Origin of the sequence: Arthrobacter sp. H-02-3 (assembly GCF_003097355.1) — a bacterium.
Classification (GTDB): Bacteria; Actinomycetota; Actinomycetes; order Actinomycetales; family Micrococcaceae; genus Arthrobacter; species Arthrobacter humicola.
In genome coordinates, this window is the sequence record NZ_PYUI01000003.1 from 287900 (window position 1) to 314126 (window position 26227).

Genomic DNA, 26227 nt, shown 5'->3' on the forward strand with positions numbered 1-26227 from the left:
GGAACACGGTAACCGTCTCCCGCTACTCGGCTGAAGGTTGAGCTGAAGCCGCAGCAGACGCGGCCCGAACCGGGGTAAAGCTGCGGGCGAGCTCGATCAGGGTGCGGGTGCCGAAGCCGGTGGCGCCTTTCGAACGCCACACGTCGTCGGTATCCGACTGCATAGTGCCCGCGATGTCCAGGTGGGCCCAGGGTGTGTCTCCCGCGAACTCGGCGAGGAAGAGCGCGGCGGTGGTGGCCCCTGCGTACTTTCCGCCGAGGTTGGAAATGTCCGCGATGTCCGAATCAAGCTGCTTGCGGTACTGGGGTTCCAGCGGCAGTTGCCAGACCTGCTCATCGGTGCGGGCGGCAGCATCCCGCAACCTGTCCACCAGCAGTTGATCGTTGCCGAAGAGCGCGGCAGTCAATTGCCCGAGCGCCATCAAGGAGGCTCCGGTGAGCGTGGCGATGTCGACGATGGCGTCCGCGCCCTCCTCCACGGCCAATGTCAGCGCGTCGCACATGACCAGTCTGCCCTCCGCGTCGGTGTTCTTGACCTCTATGGTGGTGCCGTTGCGGGCGGTGAGGACATCGCCGAGTTTGTAGGCCGAGCCGGACGGCATGTTGTCGGTGCACATCAGGAAGCCGGTGACCTTGGCGGAGGCCCCGAGCTCGCGCAGCGCGGTGAATGTCGCGAGCACGGCGGCGGCACCGCCCATGTCCATCTTCATGAGCAGGTGCATGGGGTCGCTGGGTTTCAGGCTCACCCCGCCGGAGTCATACATGATGCCCTTGCCGACCATTCCCAGGTGCCCGGTGGATTCGCCGTCGGGCATGAAGGTGAGCTTGAGCATGCGCGGCTCCTGGGCGCTGCCGGCATTGACACCAAGCAGTCCGCCGCAGCCGAGGTCGATCAGCTGCTGTTTGTCGAACTCGTCCACTGCGAACCCGAACCGTGACCCCAGGTCCTTGGCAATCGCGCCGAGATCCGCCGCCGTGAGGTGGCTGGGCGGGGCGTTGCACAGATCGCGGGCGATGTTGGCGGCCCGCGCGGTGATGCGCCCTGCTGCCAGACCCCCGGCGGCCGCGGCCATGGAGATCCCGGGGGCCGGGCCCGCAGTTCCGGGACCCCTCCGGTTCCTGCCACGTCGTGGGGGATGTTGCCGTGTGTTAGAGATCATGGGCGGGCCAGAACACGGGGACCAACAGAATCGCGACTGCTGCATAGAGCGCCATGACCGCCAAACCAAACTTCCAGTAGTCGCCGAACCGGTATCCGGCGGGCTGCATGATCATCATGTTGGCCGGTGTGCATACGGGGGTCAAGAGTGCGGCCGACGAGGCGACCGCGACGCACAGGAGGACCGTGATGGGGTTGATCGCAGCCTCGGCCGCAACTGACAACGAAATCGGAATGATGATCAACGCCGTGGCGGTATTGCTGATCAGCTGCCCGAGGACCGCCGTGACCACGAAAATGCCCGCCAGAAGCAACAGTGGGCCGGAACCTCCGATGACGGCGACCATGCCGTCGGCGATCATGCTCGCGGCACCTGTCTTGGTGATGGCTGAAGACAACGGGATCATGGCCCCCACAAGGATCAGGGTCTGCCACGCCATCGAACGGTGCGCCTGAGCGGGTGTGACCACTTTGAGCACCACCATGGCCATGGCGGCCAACAGCGCGGCAACGGGGGCCGGAACAATGCTCGTGGACAGCATGATGACCATCGCGGCCAGGACGATCAGGGCGGGAACGGCCCCCGGCCCCAACGGGACAGTCTGTCGCCGGATCGCATCAGGAGAATCCACCAGCATCACATCGTGGTCCACCGTATGTTTGTCCAGCGCGGACCAGGCTCCCTGGAGCAGCATCATGTCACCTGCAGCGACAGTGGCGCGTTCCCGGGACAGCTGGTCCCCCGGACGCTGATGAGCAAGGACCACCAATGCACCGCTGGCGGTGATCATGCCGGGGTACACGACGGTGCCAACCAGATTTGACCGGGGCGCGACCACCACTTCGGCCACGCCGTAAGATCGGCTGATCAGCCCGCACGTGGCGCCGTCGGTTTGTTCCAACGCATGCGCGGTGGCAAATTCGTTGATGAGCTGCTGATCACCGCGCACGATGATTTGGTCCCCGGCCGAAAGTTCGTCCGCGCGCACTGGTTTGCCGCTAGGGCGCTGCACGCTGATCAGGTGCAGCCCTGCGGGGTGCTCCGCGAGGGGGTCAGCCGTGGGGAGGCCGATGAGGGCCGAATCCGGCGGGATCCGGAGCCTGGTCAGCTGGTCATCGCCCAGATAGTGCTGCAGGAGCGTGTCCCGGTGGGAACTCAGGTCCTTAGGCAGCGCATCAGGGCTGCGATCCGGCAGCAGTTTGGGCCCGAGCCAGACGGCCAGCCCCATGGTACCTACGAGCAGGGGAAGGCCCACGAGCCCGAACTCAAAGAACCCGATGCCGTGACCGGTTGATTCCATGGCGGCATTGAGGATCAGGATGTTGACCGGCGAACCGGTGAGCACCAGCAAGGACCCGGCATGGGCGGCGAAGGCCATCGGCATCAGTAGCTGCGCCGGGCGGCGGCCCAGCCGGACGGCAAGGACCACTACCATCGGCAGCAGCGCGGCGACCGCCCCGTTGACGCTAATGAACGCCGTCAACACGGCGGTGATGCCCATCATGAGCAGGACGAGCCGAACCCGGCTCGTGCCTGCGAACCGGACGAGCAGACCCCCGAGCCATGTGGTGATCCCCGCGGCGTCAATGGCTTCAGCCACCACGAACAGCGCAGCGATCAGCACAACCGTTGCGCTGCCGAAGCCGGAGAATGCTTCCTCCATGCTGATCACACCGGTTCCCAGCAGGGCCAGGGCCACACCGAGGGCAACAATCTCGACCGGCAACCGGTTCCAGACGAACGCCGCTACAGCGACGACAAGGACAAGAACGGTGATCGCAATGTCCGTCATGAGGGACACGCTAAACCAAAACACCTATTCCAGATATACCCCCGCCTCGCGGCTCACCTCGGGCACAGGGGTTCCGGAACGGATCAACGCCCTCCCGTATCGAGGGCGCTTCCGTGCGTGAGCGCCGCAGCCAGGACCGCCGCAGTCAGGAGTGCGGCGCCAGCGAGGATCGGCGGAAGTCGGTGCTCCACACGTCGAGGCCCTGCCCGTCCCCGTCCGTGACGACGTATTCGGGCCAGCGATCAAACGCCGAGCAGGGATGGGATATCCCGAAATCCACGGTATCCGTGACCTCCAGACCCGTCGCGCCGGTAAGGACTGCGTGGTGGTCGAAGAGATTTCGCACCGCTGCGGTTGCGCCGGTCTTCGTCGCACCGTCAGCCGTTCGGGCCGACAAAAAGCTAGGCAGTCCGGCGTCGTACGGAAGATCCCGTTTGCCCGCGCCGACGACGGCGATCCCCTCTTCCGGGGTGGACAGGACGACGGCGCGAACCGAAAGCGCGGGAATGAGACCCGGCACGGGGCTGACGGCGGCGTACGTGCCGTGATCGTGGGTCACATAGCACCCTGATCGGAGAATAGTCCTGGTTCCGGGCACCTCGCCGAGGTCAGGAAGGAACGCGATGACGCGGTCCGGAAACGCGGAACCGCCCATGGAGTAGATGGGCGTGGCGGTCTCAAAGTAGGTCGCGGCTTGCAGATAGGTGTCCCTTACCAGTTGGCAGTGCCGGTCAACCGCCGTGACCGTATCCTCGGCCCTGCTGTTGGGCACGACGCCTTCGTAGCCGGCGACGCCGACCAGCTTCAGGCCCGGCGTGGCACAGACCAGCCCGGCCAGGCGCAGGGCCTCGCCCACGCCGCGGACTCCGGTGCGTCCGCCGGGAGTTCCCACGTCGATCAGCACCTCAAGGGCGACCGTCGCGCCGTCGAACGCCGCCGCCGCTGCTTTGACCCCAGCCGCCGAGTCGACGAAACAACGGATTTCCCGGGCCGGATCCTCCTCCAGCCACGTTCGGACACGCAGTAGTCCGAAGGTGTCGACGATCTCGTTGGCGACGAGAACGCGGACATGTCCCCAATCCAGTGCCGAAGCGACCTGGTCCACGGTGGCGACGGTTACGCCGACCGCGCCGGCGGCCACCTGCCGTTCGATGATCGGTGCCGACATCGTTGTCTTGACATGCGGGGCCAGCTCCACACCCCGCTCGCGACACCACTCGGCCATGACCCGGATATTGCTGTCGAGGGCCTCGCTGCTGAGCCGCAGCTGCGGATACGCCGGAGCGGCGGCTCGTTTGGCCGCGAAGTCTCCACCGGCTCCGGCCTGACTCTTGATCGACTTGCTCACGCTGCTCCCCTGTCGTTCGCCCAAAAAGCGGCTTTTCCCTCCGACAATCTACTGGAGCATCCTGGGGCAGTACGTCATGGCCGGGCAAAACCGGGATCGGAGGGAAAAATGCCCCTTCGACCGTTAGGGTTTCTCTTCTTTGGCGGTCTCGGTGAAGAGGTCTCCCTGGGCGGCTCCCGAGCCCGCCTTCCCGCCGCCCGGGCCGCGCAAAATGAATGCGATACCGACGGCGGCCGCTGCGCCGGCCAGCGGCCCGGCGACGTACACCCAGTATTCGCTGAAATTGCCGCCGGCGAAGTCGGGGCCGAACGTTCGCGCCGGATTCATCGATGTGCCGGAGATGGGACTGCCCCACAGGCCGGCCACGGCAATGTAGGCGCCTACTGCAAAGGCCCCGAGCAATCCGATGTTCTGGGCCCCTGAGGCGGTTCCCAGAATGACGCTGACCAGCACGAGCGTGAGCAGTGTCTCCATCCAGAACGCGGCGCCCGCCGAATACCCCGCCGCCGGATAGTTCGAACCGTACGTGGCGGAGACACCGATGACGGCCTGCAGCAGCAGGCAGGCAAGCGTCGCGCCGATGAGCTGAACGACGATGTAGCCCGGCACCCTGCGCCACGGGAAGTCACCGCGGAGCGCGAACGCGAAGCTGACCGCAGGGTTCAGATGCGCGCCGGAGATTTTGCCCATGAACAGGATGATCCCCATCACCATCAGGCCGGGGGCCACCACGGCCGCCGTGCGGCTGATGACACCGGGGAAGGCCTGGCTCATCATTCCACCCCCGGCCGCGACAATGACGAGGAGAAATGTGCCGTAAAACTCCGAGAACAGCCGCCGCCATTCCTGGCGCGGATCATTAAAGTCCTGGATTCGCAGCAGGATGTTCTGCTCGACAACTCCCAGCTCGCTGGCAAGGTTGTGATTGTGCGCCTCGTCTTGACTCGCGCCCGCGCGTCCGATTCCGTCTTTGCCCTGATTTTCCGCCATGGCGTGTCGCCTCCGCCGGTTATGGAATCGTGCCGTGCCAATCTGATTGCCAATCTGTTGGCACAGAGTGGGGCGGCACCTGAGAAGCCCAATGTACCGCTGCCGGAGCCGGTTGTCAGCGTTGCGCAGATGGCCCTCCAGGAGTTGTCGGCCGGCCAATGAAGCGAGATCCATCCGTCACGGGCCACGGCCGGTAAGGGCGCAGTCGGTTCGGGGAAAGGACGGGCTGGCGCCCGCGAACAGCCGAAAGGCGCGAACATCCGAAAGAACAGGGGCGGCAATTTCGTAAGGACATCCGGGGAACAAAGTCCTACGATTCAGCCATGACGCTTCAGACGTGGCAGAAGTATTCCGAGTGGCCCCTCGTCGGTGCGGCCTTTCTTTTCCTGGCCGCCTACTCCATCCTGGTCATTGTCGAACCCCCGGCCCCCTACGGCACCCTTCTGACACTGGTCATCTGGTCAACGTGGGCTGCCTTCGGCGTCGATTACATTGTGAAATTGGTGCTGGCGCCCCACCGGGGCCGATGGTTCATCCGCCACCCTATGGACCTGCTCATGGTGGTGCTTCCGGTAGCGCGGCCATTGCGGCTGTTGCGGCCCTTCACCTTGCGTAAAGTCATGGACCGGGCCCCGGGCACCGCCATCCGAACGCGCGTCATGGCCTATGTCATTGCCTCGGCCGTCCTTCTGATCTACACCGTTGCCCTGAGCGTCCTCAGTTTCGAAAAGGGCGCTCCGAACGCGAATATCACCACGATGGGCGACTCCCTGTGGTGGGCGGTGGTCACCATCACAACGATCGGTTATGGCGACTATTACCCCGTCACCGTTCCTGGCCGGTGGGCTGCGGCCGCACTGATGGTCGGCGGGTTTGCAGTCCTGAGCATGGTCACGGCAGCCGTGTCCTCCTGGCTGGTTGAAAGTGTGACCGCCGCAACCGCTTCACGGACGAAAGCCGACCAAGTCTCCGGCAACGACGAGCTTGCCCGCCTCACTGCCCAGGTCAATAGGCTCAATGACCAGCTGGCCCGGAGCCTGAATGAAACCAACAGTGACCAGGGCGACGGCAAACCACGCAGGGAACCAGGTTAATGGCCGCGAGCCAACGCCCCACCGGCCGTCCACATCACGACCGTCTCCCTGCCGTCCCCTGGCGCGGCATCCGGTCGGTGCCGTTGCGTTTCAGAAGCCGGCCGGCCTCTTCTGCCGCGGATTGCCTTGGAGGTCCATGGCTTCGTGGATCTGCAGGGCAAACCACAATTGCGCCAGCGTGGAGGTTTCGGTCATATCAAGGCCTGTCAGCTCACTGATCTTCCGGATGCGATAAATGATGGTCTGGCGATGCGCGAACAGGGCAGCCGCGGTTTTCTGCCAGGACCGTTGCGTGTCAAGAAAGGTCTTCAGCGTGACGATGAGGTCCCCATTTTCTCCCTGTTCATACTGGAAAATGGGTCCCAGGAGCCGCTGTACCAGTGCGTTGCCTTCCTCAAAGCTGGTGAGTCCCAGCCAGGAGGGTCCCTCGGCATAGCGGACCAGCCGCTCGCCGGTGCTTGATGCGGTCCCAAGCGCCCACATCGATTCCTGAAGGGCCCTCTGCGCACCGGCGGCCGCGGAAGGCCGGCTGATCCCGATCTTCACATTCAAGGGAACGACGTGCCGCAGGAGATCGTCGGTGCAGTCTGAGGCGACAGCCAGATGCAACATATTGAACCTGCGCTGGCAGGCCGTCGGATAGCCGTGTCGCCAAAAATCTACGTGAATCCCCGCCAGGGCCTCACCGTCGTCGCTGGACATGGAGATGATGAGGAATTCCCGTGAAGTAATCCCGAATTCAGGCAGCCGGCTTTCAATCTCGGCTACGCCCAGGCGTCCGTCAAAGGCCTGCACAAGGAACTCGGCGCCCAGCCGGCGCTGGTTCTCGAGCGACAGAACCGTCCGCGATAGCTCCAGCCCAAGGACTGTGGCGGCATGAAGCAGCACCACCGCGTCCGGGAGCGGCTCGGATTTCGGCAGCACCACCAGGAGCGCATTGGCGTGAGTCGGAATATCCATCATCAGAAGGTGACGGTCCCCCAAACGGTGCCACTGGAACTTCTTGCTGGCCACCGGTGACCTGCTAGTCAGCGGTTCAAGGTCACGCCGGAGCTCCGGCGGCAACGACCGGCCTCCGGGATGCCAGGCATGCAGGCACCGTCGATCAACCACGAAGAGGCTCGCGTCGAGTTCGGCCTCGATGCCAGCGATCAAACTCAACCAGTTGTCGTCAGAGGGCCCCGCCAGCCGAAGGAGGTCATAGATGCGAGCCGTCTGACGCAGTTTTCGGGACTCCTCAAGCAACGAAGCCTCAGCGACCGAACGTGCGATAGCGATGAATGGAAGCGGGTAGGGGATGCTGATGACCGGCAACGGCAGGTGGTCGCAGACTTCGAAGAACTCGGGAAGCAGTTTAGGGGCATGCATCTGCTCGCCGATCGCCAGGGCACTCGCGCCGGCGTTGACCAGTGCCTCGGCAAGCTCAACCTGCCCCGTGGGATCCGCCGGGATGGAGAGCCCGTTGGTCATCATGAGCTCGCCGCCGGTGACCCATTCCCACAGCCGCGGGAGGTCGGATGTGTGGGCCCACGTGACCCTGTTGCCCAGACCGGCGGACCCCGCCAGAAGGCTCAGGCCCAACTGGGGTTCGGCCAGCAGTTCGGCCACGGTGATCGCCATGCGCGGTTCCTGTTCATGAGTGCGGAGGCCGCCCCCAAGCCGCTTATACACATGTATAAACCCCTCGGTTATTTGTAGTCAATCTGCGCATATACGCCGTGACGCAGATCACTAATAGTGGAGGTAGCAGCAACCGCGCAGATGCCCGGCACGGAGAAGAAATCTGCGGGGCTGCCGGAAACCAAAGCAACCGGAGGATCCCTGTCATGACCGCACACAAGCCAATCGGCCCCGTCGACGCAACGAAAGTCCCCCGATACGCGGGCCTGGGCACCTTCGCCCGGCTTCCTCAGATCGACCGCGTCCCTGACTACGACATTGCGATTGTCGGTGTCCCGTTCGACGGCGGCACCTCCTACCGCCCGGGTGCCCGCTTCGGTCCGGCAGCCGTCCGTGAAGCGTCGCGGCTCCTGCGCCCCGGCTACCACCCGGAGCTCGACGTCGAGCCAGTGTACGAAGCCCAGGTTGTCGACGCCGGCGACATCGCCTGCACCCCGTATGACATCGCCCGCGCAGTCCGTGAGATCGAGGAGCAGGCCCTCCCGCTCCTCGGCGACGCCGGCTCCGGCAAGAGGCTCATCTCCATCGGCGGCGACCACACTATCGCGCTCCCGATGCTGCGGGCCCTGAACAAGGTCCACGGCCCGGTGGCCCTGCTCCACTTCGATGCACACCTGGACACGTGGGACACCTATTTCGACCAGCCGGTCACGCACGGAACCATCTTCCGCCGGGCCTTCGAAGAAGGCCTGCTCGTCGAGGACAGGTCGATGCATGTGGGCATCCGCGGCCCGGTTTACGACCGCAACGATTTCCTTCGCGACCACGAGTTCGGCTTCCAGATCATCCGCTGCTCTGACCTGGACGTCATCGGGGTTCCGGCCGCGATCCAGCGCGTCAAGGAGCGGCTGGGCGACACCCCGGTCTACGTCTCCATCGACATCGATGTTCTGGACCCGGCCTACGCCCCGGGCACCGGCACCCCGGAAATGGGCGGGCTCCACTCCCGCGAGCTGCTGGCGCTGCTCCGCGGATTGAACGGCATCAACATCGTGGGCGCCGACGTCGTCGAGGTCGCTCCGGCCTACGACCACGCAGACATCACCACAGTCGCCGCGGCGACCCTCGTCTTCGACCTCCTGGCGTTGATGGTGAACCGCAGCAAGGCCACCGCCAACGTCGCCCAACAGCTGGAATCGGCCACCGTTTGAGCCGCAATTGCCGGGCAGTCGCGGCTGATTTGTACATATGTATGAAGAGGTTTACGGCAACTGTTCAATCGCCGGATTCTCACTGTGACAAAAGTCACGAATGATTGATACAACAGATCCCGTGCTCGACGAAGTGCCGGGACAGAACAAAGAGGTTCCCATGTACTCCTGGAATGCATCATGAGCGCTCGACCCACTCGCGCCACGGCTGACGTGCCCCGGCTCGAAGACAAGACCATTCAACCCATCCCTGCCGACGAGCGCCACGGCAAGGCCCGCGACCTTTTCACCATCTGGTTCGGTTCCAACATCATGATCATGACGATCGTGACCGGTGGACTCGCGACCACGGTGTTCGGCCTCAGCTTTGTACCCGCCATCGTCGGAATCATCATTGGAAACCTCGTCGGCGGCATCTTCATGGCCCTGCATTCGGCACAGGGCCCGCAATTGGGCGTGGCGCAGATGATTCAGACCCGCGGGCAGTTCGGTTCGTACGGGGCGCTGCTGATCGTTGGCATCGTGGTGATCATGTACGTCGGATTCTTTGCAGCGAACCTCGTCTTTGGAGGCGAAGCGCTGGCCGCGGTCAGCCCGGGCATCAGTGTTGACGGAGGCATCATTGTCATTGGCGTCGTGAGTGTGGTTGCCACCATCTTCGGGTACCGGCTCATCCACGCCTATGCGCGCTTCCTGAGCATCGTGGCCGGCCTGGCGCTGGTGCTGGCTTTCGTCTGGATCCTGGCCGTCCACGGATTGCCGGCCAGCTTCCTGACCCAGGGGAACTTCAACTGGGTGGGCTTCATGGCCACCATCTCCGTCTCCGCCCTCTGGCAACTCGCCTACGCCCCCTACGTCTCGGACTACTCCCGCTACATGCCCCAGGGCACCGGCTCGGCCCCGGCGTTCTGGGCGTCCTACTCCGGCTGCGTCCTGGGAACACTCTTCCCGATGGTCCTGGGCGCCCTGGTGGGAACGCTCGCCATGACACTGATCACCGATGGCAGCGCCGTCGAAATAGTCGGGAGCCTCAGTGCCCTCCTTGGGCCATGGACCATGGTGGTCATCGGCATTTTCTGCCTCGGCGTTGCGGCGTCGAACGCCATGAATCTCTACTGCGGGGTGCTGTGCAGCCTCACCATCGGGCAGACGTTCAAGCCGGCCTGGCTGCCCCGCGCCAAGACCCGGACCATTACGGCGATCCTCCTCTTCACGCTCGCCCTCCTGATCTCCCTGTTCGCACGCGACAATTTCATCTTCTTCTACACGAACTTCCTCTCCTTCCTGATGTACGTCCTGGTTCCGTGGACGGCCATCAACCTGGTGGACTACTACCTGCTGCGTCACGGCGACTACAGGGTTGAAGACTTCTTCAAGCGCGACGGCGGAGTGTACGGAAGGTTCAACTGGATTGCGATCGGAGCCTATGTGGCCGGCGCGTTGATCCAGGTTCCGTTCTCGGCAACCGCGATGTTCACGGGCCCTGTCGCCGCAGCGATGAACGGCGTGGACCTCTCCTGGATTGTTGGCCTGGTGGTGGTTGCACCCCTCTACTACGTTGCGGCACGCGTGTTCCGGAAGACGCCGGATGGCGTTGCCGTCCCCTTTCAGTCGCCCGCATTCGCAACTGACCTGGTTGAGGCGCCGCAGACGTAACGTCCACCCCGGGCATCTGCGGCCCGCACTCACACAAACTCCCGGCGCCGACATCGGCGCAGAAAACAAAGGCCAATTATCATGACACTCACAGACATCAAGCAGTTCACAGTCCGACGCTCTTCCTCCGAGCAAAGCTGCGCCGGCATTTTGCCGCCCGCGGGGCACTTCATCGGTGGAACGTTTGTCCCCGGTTCCTCGACTCAGCTCATCGACGTCGTAGACCCCACCACGGAGCAGGTCATCACGTCAGTACAGGCCGGCACGGCTGCGGATGTGGACGTTGCGGTCGAGGCGGCCGTGGCGGCCCAGAAGTCCTGGGGCGCCACGACGCCGAAGGAACGGTCCGAGGTGCTCACGCTGATCGCCAACATCATTGAAGACAACCGTGAAGCATTCGAACTCATCGAGTCCGCCAACACCGGAAAACCGCGAACCGTCGCGGAGGACGATGTCTCCAGCGCCATCGACACCTTCCGATTCATGGCCGGAGCTTCCCGCACGCTGACGTCTATGGCGGGCGGCGATTACGCCACCGGACACACCTCGGTCATCCTCAGGGAACCCGTCGGCGTCGTCGGCGTCATTACCCCTTGGAACTACCCGCTGCTGATGGCCGCGTGGAAGATCGCGCCCATCCTGGCCGCCGGAAACAGCATCGTCCTCAAGCCCTCCGAACAGACTCCCCTCTCGACACTGAAGCTGGCGGAACTTGTGGCTGGACGCATCCCCGATGGAATCCTCAACGTCGTGACGGGTCAAGGCCGAACCGTTGGGCAGCGACTTGCCGAACACCCTGATATCGCCCTCATTGCGCTGACGGGGAGCGTCGTCAGCGGACAGGCGGTGGCGGAGACCGCGGGCAAGTCCGTTAAGCGCGTCCACCTCGAACTCGGCGGCAAGGCCCCTGTTGTGGTCTTCCCCGACGCCGACCTCCGCGCCGCCGCCGCCGGCGTGCGAAACGCCGGCTTCTGGAATGCCGGCCAGGACTGCGGCGCCGCCTGCCGCGTGCTGGTCCACGAATCCGTGGCTGAGGAGTTTACCGAGCACCTGGTGCGCGAAGTCGGCACGCTCGTCGTCGGCGCCCCGGGCGCCGGGGACGACGTGGAAATCGGTCCCATGATTTCGCGCCCGCACTTCGAACGCGTGAAGGAATCACTTGCCGAGGCAAAGGATGCGGGTCTTCAGGTGGCCATCGGCGGCTCGGCACTGGAAGGTACCGGCTACTTCATTGAACCCACAGTGATCAGCAACGTGCCGGCCGGGGCCCATATCGCTACCCACGAAATCTTTGGTCCCGTCGTCACCATCGAGTCCTTCAGCACCACTGACGAGGCCATTACCCGGGCCAACGAGAGCCCCTACGGCCTTTCTGCCTCGGTGTGGACGCGGGATTCGAGCCTGTCGCTGAGCATTCCGAAGCAACTCGATTTCGGCACCGTCTGGGTCAATTCACACCTGGTGTTGGCCTGCGAGGTTCCGTGGGGCGGATTCAAAGGATCCGGCTATGGCCGCGACCTCTCACTCTATGCCCTGGACGATTACTCCCGGACCAAGCACGTCATGATCAACCACAGCGCGTGAGCGTTGATACCAGCATCGGAGCTCAGCAATGACCACCACGAATCATTCCCAGGCCGTGTCGTCGGCACGTGCGGCGACCCCGTCCGCTCCCTTCGGGACGGACGTCACGTGGACCAACTGGGGCGGAAACCAGAGCGCCACACCGGCCTTCACGGTCCGGCCCCGGAATGAACAAGAAGCGCTCGACGCCGTCCGGTTCGCCATCCGCGAGGGCCTGCCCGTCCGCGCGGTCGGCTCAGGACATTCATCCTCTCCACTGGTTCAGACCGGCGGCGTCCTGATGGACATGTCCGCACTCTCGGCCATCACCGGAACCGACCGCGGGCGGCGCCGCGCCAGGGCCCTGGCCGGCACCACCATCAACGCCTTCGGCGATCCGCTGTGGGAACAGGGGCTGGCACTGGGCAACCAGGGCGACATCGACAAGCAGCAGATCGCCGGCGCACTCGCGACCAGCACCCACGGCTCCGGAAAGAACCTGGGCAGTTTCTCCTCCGCCTTGCGCTGGGTCAGGCTGATCAACGGCTACGGCGAAATCGTCGAAATCGGTGAAGGGCAACTCCGCGAACTCAGGGCCGCCCAGGTCGCTTTGGGCACCCTCGGAATCTTCCTGGAGGTCGAACTGGCGGTCGAGGACCGCTATTACCTGCAGGAGGAGATTACGTATCCCACGTGGGCGGAGACCGCGGCAACCTGGCAGGCCGACATCGACGCGAACAGGCACTACTCGTTCCTCTGGTGCCCGGACAACGATTCATGTGAGCTCCTGGACCTCCCCGGTTCGCCTGACCAGAACATGGCGAACCGCAGCTACACGAAGCGGTACAACATCGCGCGGATCCAGGACGACCGTGAAGTTTCCCGCACGGAGGGTGCCCGGCTGGACCGGTCGTACCGCATCTACCCGGGCGGGTTCACCACACAGTTCCATGAACTCGAGTACTTCGTTCCCAGCCACCACGGCCTGGAGGCCGTCGAAGCTGTCCAGGACCTGATCCGCACCAAGCATCCGGACCAGAAATACCCCGTTGAGGTCCGCTGGGTGAAGGCCGACCAAGGGTACATGTCCCAGTTCCAAGGGCGCGACACCACCGTCATTACCCTGACCACTCAACCTGGAACTGACTACTGGCCTTTCTTCCGGGATGCAGATGCGCTGCTGCAGGAATTCGAGCCGCGTGCCCACTGGGGCAAGATCCATTTCATGACGAGGAGCCGCTTGGAGCGTCTCTACCCGGAGCTCGACACCTTCATCCAGATACGCCGGGAGTTCGACCCCCGCGGAATGTTCCTCAACGACCACACCCGCGCCCTCGTAGGCTAAATCCACAAGCAGTTCACGCGCGCGCACAGCCAAAAGCACGAGGTGCGGACAAGGTCCGCACCTCGTGCTCTTAACTTGGCCTAAACGTCAGGCGGAAATCCGCTCCGTCAGGCTCGAGCTGGCCGGGCGGACGGCCGGTACGCCGTCGCCGTCCTGGCCGTACAGCCAGTCGTTGTACTGGAAGTCGTTGTCCTTCCGGCTCTTGAAGAGCAGGTTGCGCAGTGTCCGGGCCAGTCCGGACACGTGCCAGGATTCGCCCCAGACGCGGGCGGTGCGCTGGACCCGGGCCGTGCGGCCGGCGCGGATGTCATTGAACTCCTTGATCGCGCCGTCCCAGGCGTCCGGGTTGACGCCTTCCTGGGTGAAGACGGTGCCATTGGTGGCGTCCTGCAGCACGGCGGCGTCCTCGAGCGCCTGGCAGGCGCCCTGGGCGAGGTACTGGAGCATCGGGTGCGCGGCGTCGCCCATCAGCACCATCCGGCCGGCGACCCAGTTTTCGATCGGATCGCGGTCGTACATGGGCCAGCGGATGCCGGTGGCCAGGTTCTTGAGCGCTTCCTGAACTGCGGGGACACAATCCTTGTACGCGGCCTCCAGCTCGTCCACACCGCCGTACTGCTCTTCGCCGCGTTCAAACGAGGCGGACTTGAAGACGGCCACGGTGTTCAGCAGCTCGCCCTTGCGCAGCGGGTACTGCACGAGGTGGCAGTCGGGTCCGAGGTAGACGATGACGTCTTCGAGGTCGGCCTTGGGCGTGTTTTCGGTGATCGGGACGGTGCCGCGGTACGCGACGTAGGCCGAGGGGACGGGCTCATCGTTGGCCACGAGCGGACGCAGGGTGGACTTGAGTCCGTCGGCGCCGATTACGACGTCGGCCTCGTAGTCCACGCCGGCGGCGGTGTGGGCCACGCCGCGGCCGTTGACGGTTTCAACGCTCTCGACCATGACGTCGTTGACGAGCTTGACGCCCGCCGCCTCGCAGCCTTCGAGCAGGACCCGGTGCAGGTCGCTGCGGTGGATCACGACGTACGGCGCGCCGTAGCGTTCCTCGAATTCCCCGCCGAGGGTCTGGCGGGTGAGCTCCTCGCCGGTGACGGCGTCGCGGAAGACCAGGTGCCTGGGCTGGACGCCGATTTCCAGCGCCTTTTCCAGCAAGCCCCAGCGCCGCAGGACGCGGGAGGCGTTCGGGGCCATCTGCAGGCCCGCGCCGACCTCGCCGAATTCGGGGGCCCGCTCCACGAGGGTGACGTTGGCGCCGTTTTCACGCAGCGCGAGGGCTCCGGCCAGTCCGGCCATTCCCCCTCCGATGACGAGGACATCGGTGGACGTGGCGTGCTCAGACATTGCTTGCTCCTGTTGATGTGAGTGAGGGTGAGGTTGAGAGTTTGGACTTGAGTTTGAGGCCGACGGCGGCCAGCAGTACCGCGGCGATGGCGGCTGCACCAGCGAAGGCGAGGAAATTGGAATTGACGCCCAGTCCGGCGGCCAGCAGGAGGCCACCGATCTGGGGTGCGGCTACGGCGCCGATACGGCCCGTCCCCAGCGCCCAGCCCAGCGCGGTTCCGCGCAGGTGTCCGGGATAGTGGCTCGCGACGGCGGCGATGATGAGGCACTGCGTGCCGTGGGTGCCGACGCCGGCGAGGACCAGCATGAAGTAGACGACGCCGACGGGCGGCCCGCTCACAAGAACCACGAGGGCTCCGGCAGCGACGGCGGCCGCGGCGATCGCCGTCGGGATCGGACCGAAGCGGGTGCCCGCCCAAGCCGTGATGACCGAGCCGGCCACCGCACCCAGGTTGAGGGCCAGTGCGAAGGTCAGGGCGGAGCCCAGGTTGTAGCCGGCCAGCTGCATGAGGTTCGGCAGCCAGGTGCCGAGGCCGTACCAGGCGAACAGGGTGGCGATCGTTGCCAGGGCGAACAGCACACTCACCCCCAGGTACGGGGCGCGGAGCAGGGAGGAGAAGCCGGACGGCTCGTTGACCGCATGCCCTTTCCCGGCGGCCTTGCGGGCGGCCCGGCCTGCGGCACCGGCCGGGTCCAGGGTCTCCGGAAGGTATTTCACTCCGAGCGGCACCACGACCATCAGGGCGACCACGGCGACCAGGAACATGGACTCCCAGCCGAACGCGGGGATCAGCTGGATGCCGACGAGGGCGGCGATGGATCCGCCGATCGGGACACCGGACATCATCAGGGTGGCGACGGTGGAGCGCCATTTGGGCGTGACGAGTTCGGCCACGAGCGCATTGGCCGAGGGCACCAGCCCGCCGAGTCCGATGCCGGCGAGGAGCCGCAGGACGCCGAAGACCGGGGCACTAGGCGCGAACGCGCAGAGGATCGTGAAGATCGAAAAAACGATGGCACAGCCCAGGATGGTCCGGCGGCGGCCCCACGAGTCGGCCATGCGTCCGGCGAAGATCGCCCCGATCATCATGCCGACGAAGGCCATGGAGCCGATCGTTCCGGCGGTGGCCTTATTCAGGCCCCATCCGGTCTCAGAAATCAGTGAGGACTGGACGGTGCCGTAGACGATGAGGTCGTAGCCATCGAAGACCACCAGGAGCCAGCAGACGAGGACGGCCGCTGCCGAGCCTTTGGAGAACCGTGATGCAGGCCCATCAGCGGTAGTGGGGCCGGGAAGACCCGGTGTCGGCCGCTCCGGCGCTGCAGCGGAAGGTGTGTGATTCATCCCACTACTGTCATGGAGATTGCAGACGAACAACAATACAATTCTGATGTGCAGAACAACCCGCCAGCCAAGTCCACCCGGAAGCCCGTCCAAAAGCGGCCGACCTATTCCATCGAGGCGGTGGACAATGCGCTGCAACTCCTGCAGCTGCTCCGCGACGGGGGCGCGCTGCGGCTCAAGGACGCCGCCGCCGAGCTCGGCGTAGCCCCCTCCACCGCCCACCGGCTCCTGGCGATGCTGGTCTACCGGGGCTTTGCCGTGCAGGATGAAAACCGCCGCTATGTTCCCGGGGCGGCGATGGGGGTCGGGCCGGCGGGCCTGAGCTGGACCAGGCTCCTGCGCTCGCTCGCCCAGCCGCACATGGAGCTGCTCTCGGCGCAACTGAACGAGACCGTCAACCTTATGGTGCGGGTGGGCACCAAAGTGCGATTCCTGGCCACGGTGGAGGGGAACAACGTGTTGCGGGTTGGTGACCGGCAGGGGACGGTCATGCCCGCCAACAAGACGTCGGGCGGCAAGGCCATGCTCGCCGAACTGGAACCCCACATGATCGACCAACTCTTTCGCAGCAACAATGCCGAGATTGGCGGGGATACCATTCCCGCCGCGGAGTACCCGGCGTTCCTGCGCGAGCTTGAGTCCATCCGCGGCAACGGCTTCGCGGCCAATTTTGAGGGGACGGAGGAAGGGGTGAGTGCCCTCGGGATGGCCCTGCACAACCGGCACGGGCACGTCGTCGGCGCACTCAGCGTCGCCACTCCCTCGACCCGGTTCCGCCGGGTCTTCGACGCCGGACTCGTCCCCGCGCTGCGGGAAACCTGCCGGCAGCTGGAAATCGACATCGCGGCTAATCCGGCCGAGCCGGACTGAGTGCGCGCCGAGTGTGCGGCAGGGCACACAGCGGGGTACCCCGCCGGGCACCCGGGGGAACCATCCAAAAATTCTGACTGGCAGAATATGTTGGGGGTCACACCTCCACATCCGTAGAGTCGAACTACGCCAAAGAACTGTTCTGACCTACCGAGGAGGCCCACGTGTCCATCAGCGCCGAGAACACGACTCATGAATCAGTGGCCGCGGGACCTACTGCTCCGGAGCCGACGCCCGAAGAAGCCGCCCAGCTCAAGGAGCTCTACCGGGATTTTGACCGGGAGAACCTGATCCCGCTGTGGACCGAGATCGCGGACCTGATGCCGATGGTGCCGACCCCCAAGGCGGTGGCCCACGTCTGGCGGTGGAGCGATCTGTACCCGCTGGCCGCCCGCGCCGGCGATCTGGTCCCGGTGGGCCGCGGCGGGGAACGCCGGGCGATCGCCCTGGCGAACCCCGGTCTGGCCGGTACGCCGTACGCGACCCCCACGCTGTGGGCGGCCATCCAGTACCTCGGTGCCCGCGAGACCGCCCCCGAACACCGCCACTCACAGAACGCGTTCCGCTTCGTCGTCGAGGGCGAGGGCGTGTGGACGGTCGTGAACGGGGACCCGGTGCGGATGTCCCGCGGGGACTTCCTGTTGACCCCGGGCTGGAACTTCCACGGCCACCACAACGACACCGATGAGCCGATGGCCTGGATCGACGGCCTGGACATCCCGTTCGTGCACTACGCCGATGCCGGGTTCTTCGAGTTCGGCACCGAGCGTGTCACCGACGAGGCCACGCCGGACATCTCCCGCTCCGAACGCCTCTGGGCCCACCCTGGCCTGCGCCCGCTCTCCGGACTGGAGGACACCACGAGCTCCCCCATCGCGGCGTACCGCTGGGAATACACGGACCGGGCCCTGACCGAGCAGCTCCTCCTCGAGGACGAGGGCCACCCGGCCACCGTGTCCCAGGGCCACGCCGCCGTCCGCTACACCAACCCCACCACCGGCGGGGACGTCATGCCGACCATCCGGGCGGAATTCCACCGGCTCCGCGCCGGCGCCACCACCGAAACCGTCCGCGAGGTCGGCTCCAGCGTGTGGCAGGTCTTCGAAGGGACCGGTTCCGTGGTCCTGAACGGCGAAACCAGGACCCTGGCCAAGGGCGACCTCTTCGTCGTCCCGTCCTGGGCCGCCTGGTCACTGCAGGCAGACACGGAATTCGATCTTTTCCGCTTCAGCGACGCCCCCATTTTCGAACGGCTGAACTTCAACCGCACCTACATCGAAGGACGCACCAAGTAATGAGACTCCTCACCCTCCGACTCCCCTTTGAGGGAAAAACAGTTACCAAGGCTGTGCGCCAGGACGGCGACACCCTGACCGAGATCGACGGCTTCGCCGACGTCGGAGAACTCCTCCGCACCCCGGACTGGGAAGCCACCGCGAAGGCAGCGGCCGGCGCCACGCACCCGCTCGAGGGAGCGGACCTGGCCGCCGTCGTCCCCTCCCCCGGCAAAATCATCTGCGTGGGCCACAACTACCGCAACCACATCAAGGAAATGGGCCGGGAAGTCCCCGAATTTCCCACCCTGTTCGCCAAGTACCAGGAATCCCTGATCGGCCCCAACGATGACCTGGCCCTCCCGCAGGAATCCGACGCCGTCGACTGGGAAGCCGAACTCGCCGTCGTTATCGGCAAAAAGGGCCGCCGGATCAGCGAAGCCGACGCCCCGGCCCACATCGCCGGCTACGCCGTCCTGAACGACGTGTCCATGCGCGACTACCAGTTCCGCACCATCCAGTGGCTGCAGGGCAAGACCTGGGAAAAGTCCACCCCGTTCGGACCGGCCCTGGTCACCAAGGACGAGTTCACCGCCGGCCCGCTGATGACCTCCGCGGTCGACGGCGACATCCAGCAGCAGACCCCGACGGGCGACCTCGTCTTCACCCCCGAATACCTGGTGTCCTACATCTCCACGATCATCACGCTGAACCCGGGCGACGTCATCGCCACCGGCACCCCCGGCGGCGTCGGCCACGCCCAGGACCCCAAGCGCTACCTGCAGGAAGGCCAGCTCCTGGTCACCACCATCGAGGGACTGGGACAGCTGAAGAACCGCGTCATCAAGGAAGCCTGATGGTTGCCCGCCACGACCAGACGACGGACCCGGAGCTGCTCGCGGCCCTGCTGCAGGCACGCCGCGGGACGGCGTTCTTCGCCCGCAAGCTCAACGAGCTCTCCGATACGGAGCTCGACGGTGATTCGCTGCTGCCGGGCTGGACCCGCCGCCACATCACCGCGCACATCGGCTACAACGCCCGGGCCATCGCCCGGCTCATCGAGTGGGCGGCCACCGGCGTCGAATCCCCGATGTATGCCTCCACGGACGTCCGGGACCACGAGATTGACTTCGGCGCCACGCTGAGTCCGATCGCGCTACGGCACCTCTTCGACCACTCGGCCGTGCACCTGAACGTCGAGTGGCGGGACCTGCCCGAGGACGCGTGGCACCACAAGGTCCGGACTATCCAGGGCCGCGAAGTGCCCGCCACGGAAACGGTCTGGATGCGCAGCCGCGAAGTCTGGATGCACGCTGTGGACCTGGACAACGGCGCCGCCTTCCACGACATCCCGGCGCCCGTCCTGGAACGGCTCCTCAAGGACATCACCGGCGCCTGGCACACCCGCGGCACCGACAAGGACCTCGTCGTCAGGGTCACGGACCGCGACCTCACCTTCGGGGACGCGACGTCGGACTCCCCCACGGTGGTCTCCGGACCGCTCGCCGCCGTCGTCGAATGGGCCGCCGGCCGCGGCAACAGCGGCGTCACCGCCGCCGGGCCGGGCGCTGCAGCCACCACCGGGACGGTTCCCCCCGCCCCGAAGTGGATCTGAGAGCCGGCTAAACAATCCTAAAGCGGGAGGCCCCTCGGCGAGGGGCCTCCCGCTTTCGCGCGCGCTTGTCTCCGTCCGGGGGCACTTTGAGGGCAATGTCCGACGCCGGCGCCCTGGTTGACGGCGTGTCCGCGCCAAAGTGCCCCCGGACCGCCGCCGCAGCGACGCCGGCCCGGGTTAGCCCGTGGAGTCGCTGATGCCCATCTCGATCTGGAGCCGCGGCAATGCCAGGTTCACGATCGTGCCATCGCGAACCACCATGTACTGCGCGCGAGCCAGGAACACCAGCGCCCAGGGTCAGCCTTCGTCGCAGAGCAGGTGGTACCAGTTATCGGCAAGCACCTCGAGCGCGTGTTCGCGGTTTGGTTCAAACTTGCGTCGGGTCCAGAGCGTGGCGACGTAGTCGAGTGAGGTGAAGGCCAGAGTGCCGCGAATGTGGTGCGTCTCCTCCGAGAAGCGCCCTGCGAGCTTCATTCCGCGGACGAGGTCGGAGATGACCTCCTCATGCCATCCCTCAACCAGGGCGCGCACGTCGCGATCGACGGCGGCGGCCTCCTCGAGCACGTCGAGGTATGGGCGGAAGACCGGCCAGAGCGCCGCCCGCGACTCCAGCCACGCCAGGATGCCCGGCAGCTCGCCTGCCCGCACCACGTCGACGAGGTCGGCCGCGGTAGAGCCGATCCCCGGGCCGTCCTCACGGTCGAGCACCGCGTTGACGCGCACCATGAAGTCCCTCATCAGATCGCTGCGTGAAGGGTAGTGCGCGTAGAAAGTCACCCGGGTGGTGCCGGCCGCCGCGGCGATCTCATCGATGGTGGTCGCGGCGTACCCCTTGTCGGTGAAAAGCTCGAGAGCCCGCTCCACGATCACGTCGCGGGTGAGCTTTTTCTGGGCTTCTCGCAACGTCGACATGGACCAATCCTAACTTTGTTGTGCGGCGACAGGCCCGGGCGGGCGACGCCGGTCCCGGGGCGGCAGGACCGGCGTCAGCCCGCCGTCGAAGCCGGCAGAGCGCAGTGACTCGCCGCCGTGAGCCCGGCGATGCCGTTGCCGACGACGCCGGGCCCGCGCCCCGCTATGCAGCTTCCAGCCGGAGCGCGGCGACCGGGCAGACCCTCACGGCCGCCTTCGCGGCGTCGAGGTCGGCACCGTCCACCTCCGGGGCATCGATGACCAACTGGCCGTCATCGTCGAGGTGCATCAGCCGGGGCGCGGCTTCCTCGCAGAGGCCGTGCCCCTCGCAGCGTGGCCGGTCGAGTTCGATCCTCACGATGCCACCACCTTCACGACCTGAAGCTTCTCGAAACTCCGCGTGATGTTGCTCGGCACCCGGACCCCGTCCGCGATGGACAGTGACTTCACCTGACGGGCAAGCGCGTCAATGATCGCGTGGGCCTCGAGCTTGGCCAGGCCTTGGCCGGCGCAGCCGTGCGGTCCGTAGCCGAAGGAGAGGTGGTCCACCGGGTTGCGCGTGATGTCGAAGGTGTCGGGGTTTTCGTAGTGCCGCGGGTCCCGGTTGCCGGCGCCGAAGAGGATGCCCAGTTGAGCGCCCGCAGGAACGGTGGCTCCGTCGATCTCAACCTCGCGGGTGGTTGTGCGGCCCCAGATGTGCACGGGGGCCCAATAGCGCAGCACTTCCGCGAAGGCTGCAGGCACCAGGTCGAGGTTCTCGCGGACAAGCTCAAGCTGTTCCGGGTGGCGGCCGAACAGGGCGATGATGTTTCCGATCGAGGCGATCGTTGTATCGACGCCTGCCCCGAGGTACTGGTGGATGATGTGCCCGGCGGAGCCTTCGGGGATGTCGCCACGCGTTTCAGCGTCGAAGATCCCGCGGCCGATCGAGCCGGGGGCGAGGTCGCCGGCGGTAACTGACGAGCACCAGCCGTAAAGCTCGCCGGCGATCGGGAAGCTCTCCTGGGTGCGCTGGTTCATCGGCCCGATGACCTGCATCGCGGACTGCCCCCAGCGCATCATGTTGTCCTTGACGTGTCCGCTGAAGCCGATGAGGTCGGCGACGATCTCAAGCGGGAAAGCTCGCGCCAGGGAGTCGATGGCTTCAAAGCTTCCGCCGGCGACGAGGTCGGCGACGAGCTTGTCCGCCTTCTCGTCGATGATGACCTTCAGGCCGCGCAGTGCGCGGGGAGTGAGGTTCTCGGAGAGCGTCGCGCGCAGCTGGGTGTGCAGCGGCGGGTCTGAGGCAAGCGAGGTGCCTTGCAGCGCCTCGTTGACCATCGGGTTGAAGCCAAGGGTGGTGGACGAGAACGTCGCCGGATCGCCGAGTACGTCGCGGATGATGTCGTAGCGCGTCAGAACGTAGAGGTCGTTCTTGGGCAGGTGGACGACGCCGGCCTGCTCGCGCAGCGCGGCGTACGTGGGGTAGGGGTCGACCAGGACGTCGTCGTCCCAGATATCGATGCCGGATTCTGCGGGTGCAGTCACAGTATTCTCCTTGCGGATGGGGGGTGGGCCGAGGGTGTGAGGCCCGTCAGCCTGGACGATAGCTGCGGCGCATTCCCCGGTGCTCTACCGGGCTCCGGCCAAGGCCGGAGGCGGATGTGGCGCTCCACACATCTTGACGCCAGGGTTTACATGATGTCAATACAGTTTACGATTCGTCGGTTTCATGAACGCCACGAAGTACCGGGTATACGTCGCGTTTATTTACTTGACATACTGTAAAGAAAGATGTGACGCTGGATACACCGCATCGGAGCGATGGTCTGGCCAGGCCCGGCGGCACCCCTGCATTCAGCACCCGAACTTCAAGGGAGAAGCAAGTGATTCACCCCACCCCCGTCGACACCGGCGACGCGTTCGCCGGCACCGTCGATCGAGCCACCGCCCATACGGTCCTTGGCCCCGTCCCCGCTCATGAACTGGGTGTGGTCGCGGTCCACGAGGCCCTGCTGTCGGTGCTCCCGGGTGCGCAGTACGCCCCGGACATCACGATGGACCGGGCGGAGATCTTCGAGGCACTGGCCGCGAAGCTCAAGGACTTCCGCGAGCACGGCGGGCAGACGATCGTCGACAGCACCGGCATGTTCCACGGCCGCGACCTGAAGCTTTACGAGGCCCTGTCCCGCTCCACCGGCGTCCACATCGTCGCCTCCACGGGCCTGGGCCCGGAGGAAGAACTCGGCGGATACTTCCTGACCCCGCAGACCAACCCGCCCGCCCCCTGGCCGGCCGAAAAGTTCGGCGACCTCTTCGGCAGGGAGGTCACTGAGGGGATGGTGGTACCCCGGGTCGAGCGCCGCGCCGCCGCCGGCATTGTGGCCACCATCGCCGACCGCGCCGGCATGACCCCGACCGAGGAGAGCCTGTTCCGCGGTTCCGCCCGCGCCGCCAGGAACACCGGCATCCCGGTCTCGATTCGGTTCGGCGCCGATGCCCTGCACGATCTGGACATCGTGCTGGACGAGCAGATCGGGGCCGACCGGGTGCTCGTCGGCGACCTGGACCGCAAGGACGCCGCCGGCTCCGCCATCAAGGTGGCCGGCCGCGGAGCCTTCGTCGGCATCGACCACGTGGGCCTGAACGACCACGCGGACTACCTCACCGACCACGATCGCGCCGAACTGGTGTTCGAGCTCGTCAAGGCCGGCCATGCCGACAAGATCATCCTTTCGGGCAACTCGATCGGCGTGGCCAAGGGGCTGCCGGAGTACAACCTGCCTTACAGCCACGTCCTGTCCACGTTCGTGCCCTACCTCAAGACCCACGGCCTGAGCGACGAAGACGCCCGGCGCATCCTCGTGGACAACCCGCGCAACCTGCTGACCGTGCGCTAAGCACGCGTCGGCACTCCCACAACAAGCTTTCGACCCCTGAGGTGAACGAATGACCAAGGTCAACACCGTGCTGGGAACCATCCCGGCCGAAGAACTGGAAATCGTGGCGGTCCACGAACACATCGGCTACGGCATGCCCGGGTCCGAGCTGGACACCACGTGGTGGAAGTCGCCCGAGCAGGCCTACGAGGAAACCGTGCCGAAACTGCGGAAATTCCGCGAATACGGCGGCGGTACCTTTGTCGACGCCACCGGCATCTGCAACGGGCGCGACGTCGACTACTACAAATCCCTGTCCCGGAAGACGGGCGTGCACATCGTGGCCTGCACCGGCTTCGTCGGCGGCGACACCGCCCTGCCGCACTTCTCCCGCGCCACCGTGGACTACCTGGCGAAAGTGTTCATCCACGAGATCACCGTCGGCATCGGCAACACGGGCGCCAAGGCCGGCGTCATCAAGGTCGGTGTGAGCCGCGGCGGACGAATGACGGACCTCGACAAGCGCATCTACCGGGCCGCGGCCCGTGCCGCCGTCGTGACCGGCGCGCCGATCCTGACGCATCTGGCCATCGACCCCGAGCCGGCGGTGTCCATCTTCAACGAAGAGGGCCTGTCCCTAGACCGCGTGCTCTTCGGCCACGCCGACGACGGCCTGAACGCTCCGATCACCCCGCACGACTGGATCTACGAGCAGGGCGGCCGGATCGGCTTCGATACGTTCGGGTACGACCTCGAGCTGCCGGATCCGCCGTTTTGGGGCCGCAAGCGCGACGAACGCATGGAGCACTTCGTCAAGCTCGTCAACAAGGGCTATGCGGACAAGCTCCTCGTCTCGGCAGACGCCAACTGCAGCCCCCTGGGCTGGCCTGGCGTGAAGGGCCACACCATCAACTACATCTTCGAGGACATGATCCCGGACATGCGGGCGGCCGGCATCGACGACGCCACCCTCAAACTCCTGCTCGAGGACAACCCGGCCGACTTCCTGTCGCTGCACGCCTGACCCCGGACAGACCAGCACAACTTACCCGTTCCACCAGACACGGCCCGGGCCAAGAAAGAGCCAAGAAAGAGATGAAACCATGAAGGCTGAAGACATCAAGAACCTCAAGATCGCCATCGTCGGCGCGGGCTACGGCGGCGCTGCGGCGGCCAAGGCCCTGAGCCTGCTCGGTGCAGACGTCAAGGTCTACGAGCAGGCTCCCCAGATGGGAGAGGTCGGCGCCGGCATTGGCCTGCGTCCGGCCACCATGGCCCGGTTCCGCCAGTGGGGAATCTTTGACGCGATCGCCAAGGTGAGCTCGGCGAGCGACTACTTTGAGATCCTCACGGCCACCGGTGAGCCGATCATGAAGGACACCTGGCCCGAGTTCGGCGAAGAGAAGCAGACGTACCTCATCCACCGCCGCGACTTCATCGAAGCCCTTCTCGGCGTGCTTCCCGAGGGCATGGTGCAGCTCGGCCACCGGCTGGAGACCATCGAGGACAAGGGCGACCGCTCTGTCCTGACCTTTGCCAACGGGGAGACCGTGGAGGCCGACCTGGTGGTCGGTGCAGACGGCATCAAGTCCGCGGTGCGCGAGCAGCTCTTCAGCGACAAGGGCCCCGTGTTCTCCGGCGAACACGCCTACCGCGTGGTCATCTCCGCCGACAACGCCCACGGGATGGCCGTCGACGACAACCTGCGGATGTACATGGGCAGGGGCACCAAGGTTTACCTCCTGCCGCTGCGCCACCGCAACCAGATGTCCTTCGACATCACCGCCCTGAATCCGGACGGCACCTGGGCACCCACGATCACGAAGGAAGAACTCCTGAAAACTGTGGAAGGTTTCGACGAGCGGATCGTGGGCATCGCCCGCGACCTCGACATGGACACCGTCAACATCCGCGCCGTCTACGACATCGACCCCGTCGACTCCTGGCACACCGACTCAGTCGTCCTCATGGGCGATGCGGCGCACTCCATGCTGCACCACCAGGGCCAGGGTGCGAACTCGGCGATCGAGGATGCCGGAGCACTGGCCGACGCCCTCGCGCAGGCCGACTCCGTCAAGGAGGCGCTGGCCCTGTTCCAGTCGACCCGCAAGCCGGTGACGGACGAGCTGCAGCGCATCTCGCGTCAGGGGTGGTCCGAGGAAGAAGTCAACGACGTCTTCCCTGGTCAGAAGCCCGCGTCCCAGAAGCCCGCGGCTCAGGCACAGGTCTGA

The 26227-nt window shown here is 65.6% G+C and carries 22 protein-coding genes; 12 read left to right on the top strand and 10 right to left on the bottom strand.

What is annotated here, in order from left to right:
- Nucleotides 1-22: 22 nt before the first annotated feature.
- From C9424_RS05315 to C9424_RS05330, 4 genes are all read right to left on the bottom strand, one after another.
- Entirely contained in the window at nucleotides 23-1072 is a 1050-nt protein-coding gene (locus tag C9424_RS05315; protein WP_237563301.1) for a leucyl aminopeptidase family protein, read from the bottom strand.
- Nucleotides 1073-1148: 76 nt separating this feature from the next.
- On the bottom strand, nucleotides 1149-2951 hold the full coding sequence (locus C9424_RS05320; RefSeq protein WP_116765857.1) for an SLC13 family permease: 1803 nt from the start codon (nucleotides 2949-2951) through the stop codon (nucleotides 1149-1151).
- Between the two features lie 145 nt (nucleotides 2952-3096).
- Nucleotides 3097-4299 carry an alanine racemase gene (locus tag C9424_RS05325; RefSeq protein WP_237563302.1) on the bottom strand — a complete coding sequence of 401 codons (1203 nt, stop codon included), beginning with the start codon at nucleotides 4297-4299 and terminating at the stop codon, nucleotides 3097-3099.
- 123 nt (nucleotides 4300-4422) lie between these two features.
- Nucleotides 4423-5463, bottom strand: a complete 1041-nt coding sequence (locus C9424_RS05330) for an MIP/aquaporin family protein (protein WP_237563303.1) — start codon at nucleotides 5461-5463, stop codon at nucleotides 4423-4425.
- Between the two features lie 149 nt (nucleotides 5464-5612).
- On the opposite strand from C9424_RS05330, the gene C9424_RS05335 reads away from it, so the two are divergent.
- Complete coding sequence (locus C9424_RS05335; protein ID WP_116765859.1) at nucleotides 5613-6383, top strand: potassium channel family protein; 771 nt, start codon at nucleotides 5613-5615, stop codon at nucleotides 6381-6383.
- 90 nt (nucleotides 6384-6473) lie between these two features.
- Here the strand turns inward: C9424_RS05335 and C9424_RS05340 are convergent, their stop codons facing one another.
- The gene (locus tag C9424_RS05340) at nucleotides 6474-8003 is read right to left on the bottom strand and encodes a PucR family transcriptional regulator (protein WP_116765860.1); all 1530 of its coding nucleotides are present in this window, start codon (nucleotides 8001-8003) and stop codon (nucleotides 6474-6476) included.
- A gap of 206 nt (nucleotides 8004-8209) precedes the next feature.
- On the opposite strand from C9424_RS05340, the gene speB reads away from it, so the two are divergent.
- The 4 genes from speB to C9424_RS05360 all read left to right on the top strand — a co-directional run bounded on the left by speB (nucleotide 8210) and on the right by C9424_RS05360 (nucleotide 13778).
- Nucleotides 8210-9214 (top strand): agmatinase, encoded by a 1005-nt coding sequence (gene speB / locus C9424_RS05345; protein WP_116765861.1) that lies wholly within the window; start codon nucleotides 8210-8212, stop codon nucleotides 9212-9214.
- Between the two features lie 180 nt (nucleotides 9215-9394).
- On the top strand, nucleotides 9395-10870 hold the full coding sequence (locus C9424_RS05350) for a purine-cytosine permease family protein (protein ID WP_116765862.1): 1476 nt from the start codon (nucleotides 9395-9397) through the stop codon (nucleotides 10868-10870).
- 81 nt (nucleotides 10871-10951) lie between these two features.
- Nucleotides 10952-12454: an aldehyde dehydrogenase family protein gene (locus C9424_RS05355; protein WP_202615775.1), complete on the top strand. Its 1503-nt coding sequence runs from the start codon at nucleotides 10952-10954 to the stop codon at nucleotides 12452-12454.
- 28 nt (nucleotides 12455-12482) lie between these two features.
- The gene (locus C9424_RS05360; RefSeq protein ID WP_116765863.1) at nucleotides 12483-13778 is read left to right on the top strand and encodes a D-arabinono-1,4-lactone oxidase; all 1296 of its coding nucleotides are present in this window, start codon (nucleotides 12483-12485) and stop codon (nucleotides 13776-13778) included.
- An 87-nt stretch (nucleotides 13779-13865) separates the two neighbouring features.
- Here the strand turns inward: C9424_RS05360 and C9424_RS05365 are convergent, their stop codons facing one another.
- Both C9424_RS05365 and C9424_RS05370 read right to left on the bottom strand, forming a co-directional pair.
- Nucleotides 13866-15122: an FAD-dependent oxidoreductase gene (locus C9424_RS05365; RefSeq protein ID WP_116765864.1), complete on the bottom strand. Its 1257-nt coding sequence runs from the start codon at nucleotides 15120-15122 to the stop codon at nucleotides 13866-13868.
- The gene (locus tag C9424_RS05370; RefSeq protein WP_237563304.1) at nucleotides 15115-16500 is read right to left on the bottom strand and encodes an MFS transporter; all 1386 of its coding nucleotides are present in this window, start codon (nucleotides 16498-16500) and stop codon (nucleotides 15115-15117) included. Before C9424_RS05370 ends, C9424_RS05365 begins: the two co-directional genes overlap by 8 nt.
- A gap of 15 nt (nucleotides 16501-16515) precedes the next feature.
- Between C9424_RS05370 and C9424_RS05375 the strand changes: the two genes are divergently transcribed.
- From C9424_RS05375 to C9424_RS05390, 4 genes are all read left to right on the top strand, one after another.
- A complete protein-coding gene (locus tag C9424_RS05375; RefSeq protein WP_116765922.1) occupies nucleotides 16516-17337 on the top strand; it encodes an IclR family transcriptional regulator in 822 nt (273 codons plus the stop codon).
- A 164-nt stretch (nucleotides 17338-17501) separates the two neighbouring features.
- Nucleotides 17502-18632, top strand: coding sequence for a cupin domain-containing protein (locus C9424_RS05380; RefSeq protein ID WP_116765865.1), 1131 nt, complete (start codon nucleotides 17502-17504; stop codon nucleotides 18630-18632).
- On the top strand, nucleotides 18632-19468 hold the full coding sequence (locus tag C9424_RS05385) for a fumarylacetoacetate hydrolase family protein (RefSeq protein WP_116765866.1): 837 nt from the start codon (nucleotides 18632-18634) through the stop codon (nucleotides 19466-19468). Before C9424_RS05380 ends, C9424_RS05385 begins: the two co-directional genes overlap by 1 nt.
- A complete protein-coding gene (locus C9424_RS05390) occupies nucleotides 19468-20226 on the top strand; it encodes a maleylpyruvate isomerase family mycothiol-dependent enzyme (protein ID WP_116765867.1) in 759 nt (252 codons plus the stop codon). The genes C9424_RS05385 and C9424_RS05390 overlap by 1 nt, the downstream gene beginning before the upstream one ends.
- A 297-nt stretch (nucleotides 20227-20523) precedes the next feature.
- Here the strand turns inward: C9424_RS05390 and C9424_RS05395 are convergent, their stop codons facing one another.
- The 3 genes from C9424_RS05395 to C9424_RS05405 form a co-directional block, all read right to left on the bottom strand.
- Complete coding sequence (locus C9424_RS05395) at nucleotides 20524-21138, bottom strand: TetR/AcrR family transcriptional regulator (protein WP_116765868.1); 615 nt, start codon at nucleotides 21136-21138, stop codon at nucleotides 20524-20526.
- Between the two features lie 163 nt (nucleotides 21139-21301).
- Complete coding sequence (locus tag C9424_RS05400) at nucleotides 21302-21496, bottom strand: ferredoxin (RefSeq protein ID WP_116765869.1); 195 nt, start codon at nucleotides 21494-21496, stop codon at nucleotides 21302-21304.
- Nucleotides 21493-22665 (bottom strand): cytochrome P450, encoded by a 1173-nt coding sequence (locus tag C9424_RS05405; RefSeq protein ID WP_116765870.1) that lies wholly within the window; start codon nucleotides 22663-22665, stop codon nucleotides 21493-21495. Before C9424_RS05405 ends, C9424_RS05400 begins: the two co-directional genes overlap by 4 nt.
- A gap of 338 nt (nucleotides 22666-23003) precedes the next feature.
- On the opposite strand from C9424_RS05405, the gene C9424_RS05410 reads away from it, so the two are divergent.
- The 3 genes from C9424_RS05410 (at nucleotide 23004) to C9424_RS05420 (ending at nucleotide 26227) form a co-directional block, all read left to right on the top strand.
- Complete coding sequence (locus C9424_RS05410) at nucleotides 23004-24017, top strand: phosphotriesterase (protein ID WP_116765871.1); 1014 nt, start codon at nucleotides 23004-23006, stop codon at nucleotides 24015-24017.
- A 49-nt stretch (nucleotides 24018-24066) separates the two neighbouring features.
- Nucleotides 24067-25020 carry a phosphotriesterase family protein gene (locus C9424_RS05415; RefSeq protein ID WP_116765872.1) on the top strand — a complete coding sequence of 318 codons (954 nt, stop codon included), beginning with the start codon at nucleotides 24067-24069 and terminating at the stop codon, nucleotides 25018-25020.
- Between the two features lie 79 nt (nucleotides 25021-25099).
- Nucleotides 25100-26227 (top strand): FAD-dependent oxidoreductase, encoded by a 1128-nt coding sequence (locus tag C9424_RS05420; RefSeq protein WP_116765873.1) that lies wholly within the window; start codon nucleotides 25100-25102, stop codon nucleotides 26225-26227.

What these genes read in the sequence shown, in the direction of transcription:
- C9424_RS05330 (WP_237563303.1), bottom strand. Translation starts at nt 5,463, where the DNA reads ATGGATCTCGCTTCATTGGCCGGCCGACAACTCCTGGAGGGCCATCTG.
- C9424_RS05355 (WP_202615775.1), top strand. Translation starts at nt 10,952, where the DNA reads ATGACACTCACAGACATCAAGCAGTTCACAGTCCGACGCTCTTCCTCC.
- C9424_RS05335 (WP_116765859.1), top strand. Translation starts at nt 5,613, where the DNA reads ATGACGCTTCAGACGTGGCAGAAGTATTCCGAGTGGCCCCTCGTCGGT.
- C9424_RS05320 (WP_116765857.1), bottom strand. Translation starts at nt 2,951, where the DNA reads ATGACGGACATTGCGATCACCGTTCTTGTCCTTGTCGTCGCTGTAGCG.
- C9424_RS05350 (WP_116765862.1), top strand. Translation starts at nt 9,395, where the DNA reads ATGAGCGCTCGACCCACTCGCGCCACGGCTGACGTGCCCCGGCTCGAA.
- C9424_RS05360 (WP_116765863.1), top strand. Translation starts at nt 12,483, where the DNA reads ATGACCACCACGAATCATTCCCAGGCCGTGTCGTCGGCACGTGCGGCG.
- C9424_RS05385 (WP_116765866.1), top strand. Translation starts at nt 18,632, where the DNA reads ATGAGACTCCTCACCCTCCGACTCCCCTTTGAGGGAAAAACAGTTACC.
- C9424_RS05315 (WP_237563301.1), bottom strand. Translation starts at nt 1,072, where the DNA reads ATGGCCGCGGCCGCCGGGGGTCTGGCAGCAGGGCGCATCACCGCGCGG.
- C9424_RS05415 (WP_116765872.1), top strand. Translation starts at nt 24,067, where the DNA reads ATGACCAAGGTCAACACCGTGCTGGGAACCATCCCGGCCGAAGAACTG.
- speB (WP_116765861.1), top strand. Translation starts at nt 8,210, where the DNA reads ATGACCGCACACAAGCCAATCGGCCCCGTCGACGCAACGAAAGTCCCC.
- C9424_RS05395 (WP_116765868.1), bottom strand. Translation starts at nt 21,138, where the DNA reads ATGTCGACGTTGCGAGAAGCCCAGAAAAAGCTCACCCGCGACGTGATC.
- C9424_RS05390 (WP_116765867.1), top strand. Translation starts at nt 19,468, where the DNA reads ATGGTTGCCCGCCACGACCAGACGACGGACCCGGAGCTGCTCGCGGCC.
- C9424_RS05365 (WP_116765864.1), bottom strand. Translation starts at nt 15,122, where the DNA reads ATGTCTGAGCACGCCACGTCCACCGATGTCCTCGTCATCGGAGGGGGA.
- C9424_RS05420 (WP_116765873.1), top strand. Translation starts at nt 25,100, where the DNA reads ATGAAGGCTGAAGACATCAAGAACCTCAAGATCGCCATCGTCGGCGCG.
- C9424_RS05340 (WP_116765860.1), bottom strand. Translation starts at nt 8,003, where the DNA reads ATGGCGATCACCGTGGCCGAACTGCTGGCCGAACCCCAGTTGGGCCTG.